Origin of the sequence: Streptomyces sp. BA2, assembly GCF_009769735.1 — a bacterium.
GTDB lineage: Bacteria > Actinomycetota > Actinomycetes > Streptomycetales > Streptomycetaceae > Streptomyces.
This window is the reverse complement of record NZ_WSRO01000002.1, coordinates 8,722,757-8,735,895: the sequence shown is the minus strand read 5'-3', so window position 1 is coordinate 8,735,895 and position 13,139 is coordinate 8,722,757. Positions and strand designations below refer to the sequence as shown.

Sequence of the window (13,139 nt, the reverse complement as noted above, 5' to 3'; positions counted from 1 at the left end):
CCATGCCGTTCATCCGCGTCACCGTCACCGACGCCGCCCTTCCCACCGCCACCCGGCGCACCCTGGCCGAGGGTCTCACCGGCCTCGCGGTCTCGGCCCTGGGCAAGTCCCGCGCCCGGACCATCGTCCACATCGACGTGGTTCCGGCCGACGGGTACTTCGTCGACGGCAAGCCACTGACCGGCGCGCTCGACGCGCACGTGGAGGTCAGCATCACCCTGGGCACCAACAGCGCTGCGGAGAAGGCGGCCTTCATCGCCGATGCCGGTCAACTCCTGACGGACGTCCTCGGACCGCTCGCCCGGTCCGGGGTCGCGCTGCACGAACTGCATCCCGAGAGCTACGGCTACAACGGGGTGACCCAGTTCGACTACTACCGCCGGGCCGCGACGGCCGCCTAACCGGCCAGCACGGCGGGTGTCGGGCCGTCGGGGCGGACCGTGATGCTGTAGACGGCCCCTTCCGGGGTGGAGCGGAAGCTCGGGGTGTGCGTGGGCAGCAGGTGTTCCAGGAGGACTGTCGACTCCCGCAGCGCGAACTGCAGGCCCAGGCAGGCCCGGGGGCCGATGCCGAACGGGAAGTAGCTTCCCGGGTGGGTGGGGCGTCGGCCCGGGGCCGTGAAGCGTGCCGGGTCGAATCGGGCCGGGGCGTCCCAGAGTTCGGGGTCCCGGTGGGTGAGGTAGGGGCAGACCAGTACGTCGGTGCCCTCTTCGACCTCGTACCCGGCCAGGGTGTCGTCCTGTGCCGCGCTGCGCGGCAGTATCCAGGCGGACGGGTAGAACCGCAGCGCTTCGTGGACGAGCGCCTGGATGGCCTGCCGCCGCTCGGGCGAGCCGTCGGCACCCGCGGCGAGAGCCTGCTCACGCGCCTCCGGATTGCGGTCCAACAGGAGGTAGAGCCAGGTCAGGGTGGTGGCGGTGGTCTCGTGCCCGGCGACAAGCAGGGTGACGAGCTCGTCGCGGATCAGCCCGTCGGTGTACTCGGGGCGCGTTTGGGCCGCTTCGAGCAGGACGTGCAGCAGGCCAGGACCGTCGGGTCCGGCGGCGTTGTCGCGCGCCGCGGCGATGGCGTGGCTCGCCACCGCGTCGATGCGGGCCAGCTCGGCGGCGACCTCACCTTGGGCCGCTGCGCTGTCGGCGGGCAGGCTTGGCAGGGCGGCCACCACGGCGGGCACGGCGGCCAGTTCACGCTCCGTCGCCGGGTCGAGGGGGTGTCCGGTCAGGGAGCGCCAGATGGTGTCCAGGGCGAAGCGGCGCATCTCGTCGCCGACGTCGAAGACCTGCCCGGTGCGTGCGTACGCGTCCCAGCGTGCCGCCGAGGTCCGGGCGGCTTCGGCGATCCGCTGCTCGTAGCGGCGCATGCCCCGGCCGGTGAACTGGGACTGCAACAGCCGCCGTTGACGCTGCCATGCCTCGCCCGTGGCGGCCAGGACTCCGTCACCGATCAGCAGCCGGGCGCGGTGCGAGCGCTTCACGTACCTGCCGGGATGGAGCGCGAGCACGTGCTGCACGGCTACGGGGTCGGTGATCAGGACGGTCGGGCGCGGACCGAGCCGGAAGGCGGCGACGCCGCCGAGCTGTTCGCGCGCCTGGGCGAGGAGATCGATGAGCTCCCCTCCCCCGGCCTGCCACTGTTCGACGACGGCGGGATCGAGCTCGGGGACGCGGCGGGTGGCCAAGGGGCTGCTCCTGGTCGGCGGCTGTACGTCGTCACGGGCGAGGACGGGCCTCACGCACTGTAGGTGAGCCGGATCGGCGCGCAACAGGGCGCCCTGCCACCGCACTTGGAGCACCGAAGGGGCCGGGCCGCCGCGTGTGACGGCCCGACCCCTCGCGTCGCCGGACGGTCAGACGCGGTCGGCGGCGATCAGGACGTACTGGAAGGAGCCGTCCTTGTACGAGTTGATGAACGCCTCCTCGATGCCGGTGACGAGCGAGGACGTGGCCCGCAACTCCCAGTAGGGCAAGGTCTCGGGTGTCAGGTCGATGACGGCCTGCGGTACGAGACGGTTGTCGGCCATGGCCCGCAGGTACTCCCGGCGGGAGTGGATGTTGCACTCGAAGTGCGCGTTGATCTGCGATACCCACTTCGAGGGCTGGCCGTACCGCGGGTTCCAGCAGCCGGTGATGGTCACATAGCGGCCGCCGACCTGGAGGATCCGCGCGTGCTCGGCGAAGAGGTCGTGCAGGTCGACGTACATGCTCGACTCGTTGTTCCACGAGCCTGCGGCCTGACCGGTCTCGAAGGGCATGTCGAGCATGTTGCAGACGCGGGCGCGCACATGGTCCTGGATGCGGAGTTCCTGGGCGCGCTGATTGGCGAAGTCGGCCTGCTTGGCAGACAGGGTGACGCCCTCGACCTTGCATCCGAAGCGCTGGTGGGCCATCACCATCGAACCGCCACGGCCGCACCCTGCGTCCACGAGCGTGTCGTCACGCCCGGGAGCGCCGAGGCTGTCCAGGAGGACTTCGGCCTGCGCGGACTCCAGGCGGTGGAGCTCGGTGATCAGCTTCTTCTCGTGCTCGCTGTCGTCGGCATCCCCCAGGGCGGCGTGGTCGACGTCGCCGATGCCGTAGTGGTGGTGGTAGAGCCCGTCGACATCGCCGAGGCGCAGATTCACGGGCCGCGCCTCGTTGTTCCAGTAGCGCGCGATGTCGCCTTGGTAGGGCGTCGCCGGGGAGGGGACGAACGCGGAGGCACCGCTGACGGTGGTGATTTCAGTGCTGGTCACAGATGATTCCGTCCTTACCAGAAATCGGGCAGGCTGTAGCGGTAGGTGTTGGTCTGGTGCCAGTAGTGGTTGCCGTCGACCCACACGGCCACGCCCCGCAGGAAGCGCAGCACGTTCGGGTGGGGGCACGTGGCCGCCAAGGCGGCGGCTTCGGCCTCGAAGTCGTGCATGAGGTCGTTGTGGACCTCGACCGCCTTGAGATAGCCCTCCCGGTCGGAGACGCCCTCTCGGTCGGCGATCACCACGGGCAGGTTCAAGTGCCTTCCCGGGCTTGCGAGTTCCTTGGTGTACGAGTACAGGTCGTTGACGATGGTGCTGGCGTTCCCGGCGAGCGCGAGGACCCGCTGCATGTCGGGGCGGGCGTGCAGGTCCGCAGGCAGTTCGTAGCCGCCGACGCTGTCGGTGATGGCGGGGCACGGGCGGAAGTTGTTGAACTGCCGCATCGCCAGGTACTCCCACACCTCGGGGGTGTGGTCCGTCTGGGCCCAGGCGCCCTCCGCGAGATACCCCAGGTGCAGTCGCGCCATGTCGTGCCGGAAGCGGTCGGCCTGGGAAGGGGTGGCTTGTTGGACGAAGTACTCCATCGCGGAGCGGTAGGCGCGCCGCGGGGCGTCCGCGTGGAGCGACTGCGCCCACTGCGGCTGGTACTCCTTCGTGGCGTGCAGGGGGTCGAGTGCGGTGTGCGCCAGAAGAAGGCGCCCGCCGAGGCCGACGGGCGAGCCGCCGTGGTCCTCGCAGTAGCAGTCGTCGACCGCGTTCTCGGCGACCATGAGCCGGGTGGCGACCATCAGGTGGTCGATGGTGGGGGCGTCGGGATGGCAGGCGACCATGTAGCGACCGACGGAGAAGCCGTCGAACTGGCCCTCCCACTCCTCGGGGTACAGCTCGACCTCGTCCACCGCCCAGTCCTTGATCCTGCGGCTGACCTCCTCCACCCGCGCGGGGTCGGGGTCCGGTACGGGGTGGTAGTAGAGGCCGGGGATGTGCAGGGCCTCCGCAGGCGCCTCGGCCTCCGGGCGCTTCGGGGGCTCCGGAGGCTCGGGCGGCTCCGGCGGCTCCGCGCGTCGGCCCAGGTGCAGGGCCGCCGTGCCCAGACCGCTCGGGCCTCGCAGGATGCGTTCCAGGGCCGGGCTCGACGGCAGAGGGGAAGACCCGGGTTCGGGCATCCGTGGCTCCTTGGTGAGATGGGTGGGCTCTCCCGGATCGGGGCATGGGCGCCCGGCCCGGGGAGGTTCCGGGCTGTCGTGGCCGTCCGACGGATCTCCGGGCAGGCCTGCGAGCGATCAGGCCGGCCTGGAGGCGGTCAGGCGGGCCTGCGGGCGATCTGCACGTTCTCCAGCACGCCGAGGGCGTTGGGCACCAGGATGGCGGCGGAGTAGTACGTGCTGACCAGGTACGAGGTGATCGCCTGCTCGCTGATGCCCATGAAGCGCACCGACAAACCCGGCTCGTACTCGTCCGGCAGTCCGGTCTGATGCAGACCGACGACGCCTTGGTTGTCCTCGCCGATGCGCATGGCGAGGATCGAGCTGGTCTGTTCCGGGGTGATGGGGATTTTGTTGCACGGCAGGATCGGCACTCCGCGCCAGGCCGGTGCCTGCTGCCCGCCGAGGTCGACGTGATCGGGGTAGATCCCGCGGGAGTTGAGTTCGCGCCCGATCGCCGCGATCGTCCTGGGGTGGGCGAGGAAGAGCTTGGTGCCACGGCGGCGGCAGAGCAGCTCGTCGAGGTCGTCCGGGGTCGGCGGTCCCGAGTGGGGCTGGATCCGCTGCTTGAAGTCGGCGTTGTGGAGCAGGCCGAACTCGCGGTTGTTGATCATTTCGTGTTCCTGGCGCTCGCGCAGCGCCTCGATGGTGAGCCTGAGTTGCTCCTCCATCTGATTCATCGGCCCGTTGTAGAGGTCGGTGACCCTTGTGTGGACCCGCAGAATGGTCTGGGCGGCGGAGAGTTCGTACTGGCGGGGCTTGAGTTCGTAGTCGACGAAGGCGCCGGGCAGCGCGACCTCGCCGGCGTGGCCGGCCGACATCGCGATCTCGGCCTCGCCGTACTTGTTCTGGCGTTGCCGAGGGAGCCTGCTGAACTCGTCGATGTGGGCCCGGAGGTGGGGCGCCGATGAGAGCACGGAGGTGAAGTCGGCGCGGGACAGGGTGAGCAGAGTGCCGGCGGTCTCGGCGGTGGCGGTGCTTTCCCAGCGGGCGTCGGCGTCGAGAAGGGCGTTCTCCCCGAACCGTTCGCCGTCGGCGAGTACGCCGACGGCGACCTCGTCCCCGTACTTGCCGACAGACTTCTGGTTGATCCTGCCGTGGGCGATCAGGTGGAGCTCCCCGGCGGGGGTTCCGCGCTCGACCAGCACCTCTCCGGCGCGGAAGTCACGCTGGGCGCACCGGCCGGCGATCTCGGTCAGCACCTCCACGTCGTCGAAGCCGCGCAGCAGGGCCAGTTCGCCGAGTTCCCGGGGGATCACCCGGACGTCAGAGCCGTCCTGGACGAACTCGATACGTCCGTCTCCGACGGTGTAGGTCAGGCGGCGGTTCACGCGATAGGTGCCGCCCTTGGTCTCCACCCAGGGGAGCATCCGCAGCAGCCAGCGAGAGGTGATCTCCTGCATCTGCGGGGCGGACTTGGTCGTGGTGGCGAGGTTGCGGGCAGCTGCGGTGCCCAGGCTGGACTGCCGGGGTGGCTCCAGCTGCGCTTCCGGGCTTGTCTCAACGGTCATCGGGCGGGCTCTCCTTCGCAGGGGTGGTAACCGGCATAGGCGTGCCAACCGGCGAAAGTGGAAGTAGAGGGGTGATGAGAGGGGCGATCTCAGGGATTTCGTCCGGATCCAGAGACCATTTAACGGTTGTTGCGCCCGCCTCGCCCGATAAGGGCGACCGCAGCACTCGAAGCAGTGATCTTGCTCAGCGCGAGGTTTATCTGAACAACCCACTGGGTTCTGGCCACTTGGCCGAGAGGGCGCTCGCCTCACGCACCCGCCGTCACTCCAGCGTTGTTTGATGCCCCGTCAGGCCCTCGTGCCGGGGATTCGGCGACGAATGTCCTCCAGCAGGTTCCGCATCGCCACGCGGAAGATCTCGGCCTGGTGTTCGCCGAGGAAGGAGGTGTGCCCGAACACCTCCAGAACCACGAGCCCATGCAGGTGCCCCCACGCGCTCAGGTAGAGGGCGGTGACGGCGGGCGGCAGGTGCCCCCCGCCGAAGTGCGGCAGCTGTTCCAGGTGTCCCCTCAGCGCGGGCGAGAGCGCGGGGGCATCGGCCGCGGCAAGCTGCTCAGCGCTGTACCCGGCGAACAGCTCGCGCTCGAAGATGGCGCTCATCCTGCGCGTCGCCAGGGTGGTCGGCCCCTCTACGGGCGCCTCGTAGTCCCGCAGCGGCGTTCCGTAGAGGAGTTGGAAGTGCTCGGGGTGGGCGATGGCCCAGCCACGGTACCCCTCGGCCGCGATCACCAGGCCCGGCAGGGACTCATCCTCAGCACCGTCAGCCCCGGCGTCGATGGCGGCCTGGACGGCGTCGGCCAGGGCGTCGTACGCCTTGGTGACGAGCGCGGTGACGAGTGCGTCCCGGCTCGGAAAGTAGTGGTAGAGCGCCTGCACGGTCATTCCGAGGGTACGGGCGACCGCTCGCAGGGACAGGGCCGCCGGCCCGTGTTCGGCGATGTGGAGCTCGGCGGCGTCCAGGATCTCCTGTGTGGCGGCGGCACGGCGCCGCTCGCGCAGGGAGGGCGTGGCCATGACGTGTTCCTCTCTGCGGGTGTGCTTGACCGGACAACGATCTCCCTTGCGGGCACCCGGAGTTGCGGGGTGTGAAGAAAATCTAACACTGCCAAATTTCTTGCCGTCTCACTAACGTCGTTCGCGGCCGCCAACCCCGTATGGACACCAAAGGAGATAGCGCGTGTTTGAACGCATAGCCGAACTGGCGATACGTCGGTCCCGGCTGATCCTCATCATCGCCGCCCTCGCTGTGGCCCTCATGGGTGTCCTGGGCGCCGGCGCCTTCGGCAAGTTGCAGGACGGCGGTTTCAACGACCCGGCCTCCGAGTCATCCCGCGCCAGGGAGGTCATCGACGAGAAGTTCGGCGGAGAGACGAACCTGGTGCTCCTCGTCCGTGCCCCCGAGGGCCGCGTCGACGCCCCGGCCGCCAAGAAGACCGGCCAGGCCCTGGTGTCCGACCTCAAGGACGAGGGGGACCTGGAGAACGTGGTCTCGTACTGGGACACGAACAGCCCCGACCTCCGCTCCAAGGACGGCCGCGAGGCCATCGTGCTCGCCCGTGTGAAGGGTGCTGAAACGGAGCGGCAGGACAACGCCGGCGGCGTCATCGACGAGTACGCCGGAACGTACAAGGGCGCGCTCACGGTCAAGGCCGGAGGCACCACCGGCGTGAGCCATGAGATGGGGCCACAGATCGGGAAGGACCTCGTCCTGGCGGAGTCCATCGCCGTGCCGCTGATTCTCCTGCTGCTCCTGGTCGTCTTCGGCACCGTGGTCTCCGCGCTCCTTCCGCTGGCCATCGCGCTCATCGCCATCGTGGGTGTGTTCGCACAGCTCTTCCTGCTCGGCGGCGTCACCGACGTCTCCATCTTCGCGATCAACCTCACCACGGCCCTCGGGCTCGGACTCGGCGTCGACTACGGCCTGTTGATGATCAGCCGGTTCCGGGAGCAGCTCGCGTCGGGGGCGAGTGTGGAGGACGCCGTCCGGACGACGATGAACACCGCGGGCCGCACGGTCGCGTTCTCCGCGGCGACCGTGGCGGCCGCGCTCGCGGCGCTCATGGTGTTCCCGCAGTACTTCCTGCGCTCGTTCGGGTACTCCGGAGTCGGTGTCGTCGTCATCGCGGCCCTCGCCACCCTGTTCGTGATGCCCGCCCTCCTGACCGTGCTCGGGCACCGGGTCAACAGCGGGCGGATGCCGTGGGCGAAGCCCGGACGCCCCCGAACAGGGACACCCGCTTGGGGCCGCCTCGCCCGCACCGTCATGCGGCGGCCCGCGCTCACCGCGCTGCCCGTGCTCGCGATCCTGCTCCTTGCGGCGAGCCCGCTGCTCGGCATCACCTTCGGCACGCCGGACGAGCGCGTGCTGCCCGAGGGGGCCGAGAGCCGCCAGGTCTCGACGGCACTGCGGGAGAACTTCAACGGCAATGACGACGCGGCCCTGCACGTCGTCATCGAAAAGGCCGTGGAGAAGGGCCCGTTGGCGACGTACGCGGCCGAACTGTCCAAGCTCGAAGGCGTTGCCCGCGTCGAGGCGAGCACAGGCGTCTACGCCGACGGGCGGTCCAAGGCAACCGGCCCCGGCAACGCGGCGCTCGGCAGCCCCGCCGCGCAGCAGCTCAACGTGGTGAGCACCCTGACACCGAAGTCGGACGAGGCCCGGAGTCTGGTCGAGGAGGTCAGGACGGCCGCACCGCCCTCCGGGACAGAACCGCTGGTGGGTGGCGCCGACGCCGAAATGCTCGACTCGAACGACTCCATCGGCAGCAAACTCCCGCTCGCCATAGGTCTGATCGCCGTCACCACCTTCCTGCTGCTCTTCCTGTTCACCGGCAGCATCGTGCATCCGCTGCGTGCGCTGGTCCTCAACATGATCAGTCTGGGCGCGACCCTCGGGGTCATGACCTGGATCTTCCAGGACGGCAATCTCTCCTCGCTGCTCGGCTTCACCGCGCAGCCGATGGAGACGTCGATGACCGTGCTGATGTTCTGCGTCGCCTTCGGCCTCTCGATGGACTACGAGGTGTTCGTCACCAGCAGGATCAAGGAACTCCACGAGCTGGGCGAGGACAACGAGTCAGCCGTGGCCAACGGCCTCGGGCACACCGGACGCATCGTCAGCGCGGCGGCCTTCCTGCTCGCGGTGAGCTTCTTCGCGTTCGGCGTCGCCAAGATCAGCTTCCTGCAGCTGTTCGGCCTGGGCAGTGGCCTCGCCATCCTCATCGACGCCCTCGCCATACGCGGCGTACTCCTGCCGGCGGCGATGCGTCTGCTCGGCCGCTCGGCCTGGTACGCGCCCGGCTTCCTGCGCAGGTTCCACGAACGGTTCGGCCTCAGCGAAAGGGGCCCCGCGCCCGCCGCTGCCGCCGCGACGGAGCCTGAGGCCGAGTCGCCCTACGTGAAGAACTAGACGCAGGCCTGCCCCCCACGGCTCCCGTACCGCCCCGCTCGCTCCCCGGCCACGGCCGGGGAGCGAGCGGGGCGAGCGCGCTTCAGGACAGGTATGCCTCCACCTCGCTGAACTGCGCCGCGGGCCAGCCCGTGTTGCCGGTGACGCGCAACCGCAGGTGGCGGACGTCTGGAGCGGAGGCGGGCAGCGTGAGGGTCACCTTGTTGCCGCTCGCCGGGTCGAAGCGGTAGTCCTTCGACTCGGCCAGCGTGCTGAAGGTGGTGCCGTCGGTGCTGCCCTGGACGGACAGGGTCTGGGTCCTGGCCTCCCAGGCGGCGGGCGGCGGCAGCTTCAGGACGAGCCTGCGCACCGCTTCGGACTTGCCGAGGTCGACGGTGATCGACTGGGGGAAGGCGTGGTTGGTGGATTCCCAGTACGTCGCCGCGTCGCCGTCGACGGCCTTGGCCGGCGTGTAGACGTCGGCGGAACCGGTCGCGGTGGCCGGACGGCTCTTGGCGAGGTTGCGGTCCGGATCGGGGTCGGGGTTGCCGCCGCCGGGCTCGGGCCACGTCGAGCAGTCGTCCCAGGTGCTGTCCCAGCCGGAGTTGCCGCCGCCGTCGGTGAGGGTGAAGGTGCCGGACCCTGCCGGGTAGGGGCAGTTGTAGATACCGGCCGCGCCCACCCCGGTGGCCTTGACGTTCGACATCTTCACCGCGCCGGGCGTCTCGGCCTGGACGACGACCGTGCCGACCTTGTCGATGGTCGTGCGGTCGATGCTGACGTTCTTCACGGCCTTGCCGGTGCCGCCGCCCGACACGAACTCGTACGCGCTCCAGGGACTGTCGGTGATCGTCGTGTCGGTGATGTTCACCGTGGCCTCGATGGCGCTGTCGTACGCGTCCACGCGCAACGCACCCATCGGATGCTGCCAGTTGGGGTTCATGGCCCCGGTGCGGACGAGGGTGTTGCCGGAGACGGTGATGGTGCCGGCCAGCGGGAAGAACGGGTCCATGAACTTCTGGTTGGAGATGGCGATGCCGCTGCCCAGGGCGTTGGTGTCGAGGATCAGGTTGTCCTTGACGGTGATGTCACGGCCGCCGTAGATGGCGATGCCGTTGGCGAGGTTGGGCTGCGAGATGGTGTTGCCCGCGAAGGTCGAGTCGCTGTTGGTGGTGTTGAGGGACCACATGGCCAGGGCGTCGTCGCCGGTGTTGCGCAGGAAGTTGTCGCGTACGTTCACGCCCCTGGCCGTGCCGTTGAGGTTGAGGCCGTCGGCGGTCATGTCGAGGAAGCGGTTCTTCTCCACGACCAGGTTGTCGTTGTTGCCCATCAGCCAGAGGCCGACCTTGAGGTGCTGCAGCCACATGCCGGAGACGGTGGAGTTCGGGCCGAGTGAGCCGTTGACGAAGTTGTCCGGGCTGCTGTCGACCCGCTCGGTGACCTCGCCGATCACCGCGAAGTCGTGCAGACCCACCTTGCCGGTGGGCGCGCTCGACTGGTCGATGAAGCGTGAACTGCGCACGATCGAATGCCAGTTGCCAGCGCCGCGGATGGTGACGTTGTCGACGTTGTTGAGCGACTGGGTGAGCTTGTACTCGCCCGGTGGGATCCAGACCGTGCCGCCCTTGGCGGACGCGATGGTCTCGCGGAAGGCCTGGGTGGAGTCGCCCTGACCGGTGGTGTCGGCGCCCTTGTCGGTGACCGAGAGCGCGCCGGAGGGCTTGGTCGCTGCCGCCGCGACCTGCTCGAAGTCCGCCACGTCGACGGTGACCTGGGTGGAGCCTGCCTCCAGTTTCACCTTGTCGCCGGACTGCAGGTTCTGGCCGAGCTGCAGCCGTGCGTTGTCGAAGAGGTGGTGGGTCTTGGAGCCCGCGATCCAGGAGGTGTCGACGTAGCTGTACTTCGACGTGACGGCCAGCGTCTTGGAGATCTTCTGCCCGTTGACGTACACGGCCACGGAGCCCGACTGGCCGTCGGGGACGTTGTAGGCGACGTTGAGTGCGTTCGCCGCCTTGGTGAGCGTGAACTCCACGCTCTGGCCCGCCGCGAGCCGAACCGCCTGCCGGCCCGACGCCTCGGAAGCGACCGTGCCCTGGGTGTAGTCGGGGCCGATCTTGGTGCCGTTCGCGGTCGCGCTCTCCGCCTCGATGGAGGTGAAGGGCAGGGTGGCGCCCGCGGCCGCCTCGGCCGCCTGCGCACTGGTGGCCGTGAGACCGGTGACGAGGGTGCCGACGAGGCCTGCGGTGGCCACGGCGGCGTACCACTTGCGGATGGTTCTTGTAGTGCTCCTGTCGTATCTGGTCATGGAGTGGTGCACCTTCCTTGTGAGTGGGGAGGTCAGTGCTCGGACCTGGGTGAGCCGGGGCCCGCGTGGGGCTTGGGCCATACGTCGCAGTACGTCGCGGGGAGCTTCTCGTTCCAGCCGGAGTTGCCCGGCCCCTGAGTGATCGTGAAGCGGTCGCCCAGACAGCTGTAGACGGGCTCGTCGAAGCCGAGGCCGGTGGCGGTCACCCGGGTGAAGGAGGCCGCGCCCGGATCCTGGAGCTGGAGGGCGAAGGTGCCGGTGCCGTCGATGCGCACGTCCTCGAAGTCGACCCCGCGGGTGGTTCCGGAGATGAACTGGATCGCCGCGTAGGAGCTGTCGAGGATGTCCGTGTCGGTGACGTTGATGGTGGCCTTGTCGATGGGGCTGTTGCGGGCGTCGAACCAGAGCGCGCCGATCGGGAAGTTCCAGCCGACGTCGGTGTTCCCCGCCCGGATCAAGGTGTTGCGCGCGAGGGTGAAGGTGCCGGTGACGTCGGTTCCGTTGCCGGGAGTGACGCCGTCGAAGCGGTTGCCCACATGCAGTCCGCCGCCGTTCGTGAGGTTCTCGCCGAGGACGTTGTCGGTGACGGAGATGTCCTTGCCGCCGTAGATCGCGACGGCGTTGGCGAGGATCGGCAGGACCACCGTGTTGGACGTGAAGGCGTTGCCGACGTTGGTCCTGGTGTCGGCCCACATCGCGAGGCCGTCGTCGCCGGAGTTGCGTACGAAGGTGTTCTCGACGCTCGAACCCGTCACGCCCCAGTGGAAGTTGAGGCCGTCGGCGGTCTGGTCCAGGATCCGGCTGTTCTTCAGCGTGAAGTTGTCCATGGGGCCGTCCATCCAGGCTCCGACCTTGGTGTGCTGCAGCCATACGTTGTCCGCGGTGGAGTCGCTCAGGGCGCCGCCGATGGCGTTGACCTGGTCGCCGTCGACCCGGTCGGTGATCTCGCCGAGGATCGCGAAGTCCCTGAGGGTGACGTCGCGGCTCGGGCCGCCTGCCTCGTGGGGCCGTATCTCACCCTTGTAGCCGCCGCCTTGGACGTACTTGCCGTAGATCCCGGCCGCGCGGTTGCGGTCGGTGGGGTGGCGGCCGGTGAGTTCGGAGTACCAGGGGCCGGCGCCGCGCAGCGTCACCCGGTCGACGACGACGTGGTCGGTGAGCTTGAAGCGCCCCTCGGGGATGTAGACGTCCTTGCCCTGGGAGCTTCCGGCGTCGACCGCCCGCTGGAAGGCCGTGGTGGAGTCCTGTCCGCCGGTGGGATCGGCGCCGTAGTCGGTCACCGAGAGGGCGGCCGCGGGACGGGCGATCGGCTCCGCGACCTGCTCGAAGTCCGCGAGGTCGATGACCGCCCAGGGAGTGGCGGTGGTCGAGGGAAGCTGCACGCGCACCTTCGTGCCGGCCTGGAGCGTCTTGCCGAAGAGAGCTCTCGTCTCGTCGTAGAAGTGGTGCGGGGAGCCGTCGGACGGGCGGTTGGTGAAGGGGTAACTGCCGTAGAACCAGCCGTACTTGGACGTCAGCTTCAGCTCGGCTAGCTGATCGCCGTCCGCGCTGAGCCGGACGGGTACGCTGATGCCGGTGCCCTCGGCGCTGTCGGGCAGGGCATAGCGCAGGGAGATCGCGTTGGCGGCGGCGGTGAGGGTGAACTCGACGTACTCCCCCGCCGCGTCGAGCCGTACCGCGGTGCGGCCGGACGCTTCCGAGGGGAGGGTGGTGTACGTCCGGTCGGGGCCGATGACGGACCCGGTGGTGACCGCGGACTCCGCCTCCAGTTCGGTGAAGGGGACAGTGGCGCCGCGGCCTTCGATCGCCAACGGCGAGACCGGGGCGGGTGGTTCGGCGGCTTCGGCCGCATGGCTCGCGACGGCCAAGGCGGCGGCGCAGGCGAGCGCGGCGAGTGCGGCAGTCATCCGTTTGACCGCGATCCCCGCGGTCAGCTGTTTGGCCAGGGAGCCTGATCTCTCTGTTGTGGGGGGCATGACATGCCTCTCTCCTCGGGGTG

The 13,139-nt window shown here is 69.2% G+C and carries 9 protein-coding genes; 2 read left to right on the top strand and 7 right to left on the bottom strand.

Going from position 1 to position 13,139, the window contains the following annotated elements:
• Window positions 1–2 precede the first annotated feature (2 nt).
• Complete coding sequence (locus E5671_RS41805) at window positions 3–401, top strand: tautomerase family protein (protein WP_160509419.1); 399 nt, start codon at window positions 3–5, stop codon at window positions 399–401.
• Here the strand turns inward: E5671_RS41805 and E5671_RS41800 are convergent.
• The 5 genes from E5671_RS41800 to E5671_RS41780 all read right to left on the bottom strand — a co-directional run bounded on the left by E5671_RS41800 (window position 398) and on the right by E5671_RS41780 (window position 6,461).
• Window positions 398–1,678 (bottom strand): cytochrome P450, encoded by a 1,281-nt coding sequence (locus E5671_RS41800; RefSeq protein WP_202121460.1) that lies wholly within the window; start codon window positions 1,676–1,678, stop codon window positions 398–400. The genes E5671_RS41805 and E5671_RS41800 overlap by 4 nt on opposite strands.
• Before the next feature lie 168 nt (window positions 1,679–1,846).
• Entirely contained in the window at window positions 1,847–2,731 is an 885-nt protein-coding gene (locus E5671_RS41795) for a geranyl diphosphate 2-C-methyltransferase (protein ID WP_160509417.1), read from the bottom strand.
• A gap of 14 nt (window positions 2,732–2,745) precedes the next feature.
• A complete protein-coding gene (locus E5671_RS41790) occupies window positions 2,746–4,002 on the bottom strand; it encodes a family 2 encapsulin nanocompartment cargo protein terpene cyclase (RefSeq protein ID WP_443032813.1) in 1,257 nt (418 codons plus the stop codon).
• A 32-nt stretch (window positions 4,003–4,034) separates the two neighbouring features.
• Window positions 4,035–5,447: a family 2B encapsulin nanocompartment shell protein gene (locus E5671_RS41785; RefSeq protein ID WP_160509416.1), complete on the bottom strand. Its 1,413-nt coding sequence runs from the start codon at window positions 5,445–5,447 to the stop codon at window positions 4,035–4,037.
• Between the two features lie 288 nt (window positions 5,448–5,735).
• Window positions 5,736–6,461, bottom strand: coding sequence for a TetR/AcrR family transcriptional regulator (locus E5671_RS41780; protein ID WP_160509415.1), 726 nt, complete (start codon window positions 6,459–6,461; stop codon window positions 5,736–5,738).
• 163 nt (window positions 6,462–6,624) lie between these two features.
• Here E5671_RS41780 and E5671_RS41775 point away from each other — a divergent pair, with 163 nt between their 5' ends.
• Window positions 6,625–8,856: an MMPL family transporter gene (locus tag E5671_RS41775; protein ID WP_160509414.1), complete on the top strand. Its 2,232-nt coding sequence runs from the start codon at window positions 6,625–6,627 to the stop codon at window positions 8,854–8,856.
• An 82-nt stretch (window positions 8,857–8,938) separates the two neighbouring features.
• Here the strand turns inward: E5671_RS41775 and E5671_RS41770 are convergent, their stop codons facing one another.
• Together E5671_RS41770 and E5671_RS41765 are read right to left on the bottom strand one after the other, a co-directional pair.
• A complete protein-coding gene (locus E5671_RS41770) occupies window positions 8,939–11,140 on the bottom strand; it encodes a discoidin domain-containing protein (RefSeq protein ID WP_160509413.1) in 2,202 nt (733 codons plus the stop codon).
• A 32-nt stretch (window positions 11,141–11,172) separates the two neighbouring features.
• Window positions 11,173–13,116, bottom strand: coding sequence for a glycosyl hydrolase family 28-related protein (locus tag E5671_RS41765; protein WP_160509412.1), 1,944 nt, complete (start codon window positions 13,114–13,116; stop codon window positions 11,173–11,175).
• Window positions 13,117–13,139: the final 23 nt, after the last annotated feature.

What these genes read in the sequence shown, in the direction of transcription:
- E5671_RS41805 (WP_160509419.1), top strand. Translation starts at nt 3, where the DNA reads ATGCCGTTCATCCGCGTCACCGTCACCGACGCCGCCCTTCCCACCGCC.
- E5671_RS41785 (WP_160509416.1), bottom strand. Translation starts at nt 5,447, where the DNA reads ATGACCGTTGAGACAAGCCCGGAAGCGCAGCTGGAGCCACCCCGGCAG.
- E5671_RS41780 (WP_160509415.1), bottom strand. Translation starts at nt 6,461, where the DNA reads ATGGCCACGCCCTCCCTGCGCGAGCGGCGCCGTGCCGCCGCCACACAG.
- E5671_RS41770 (WP_160509413.1), bottom strand. Translation starts at nt 11,140, where the DNA reads ATGACCAGATACGACAGGAGCACTACAAGAACCATCCGCAAGTGGTAC.
- E5671_RS41765 (WP_160509412.1), bottom strand. Translation starts at nt 13,116, where the DNA reads ATGCCCCCCACAACAGAGAGATCAGGCTCCCTGGCCAAACAGCTGACC.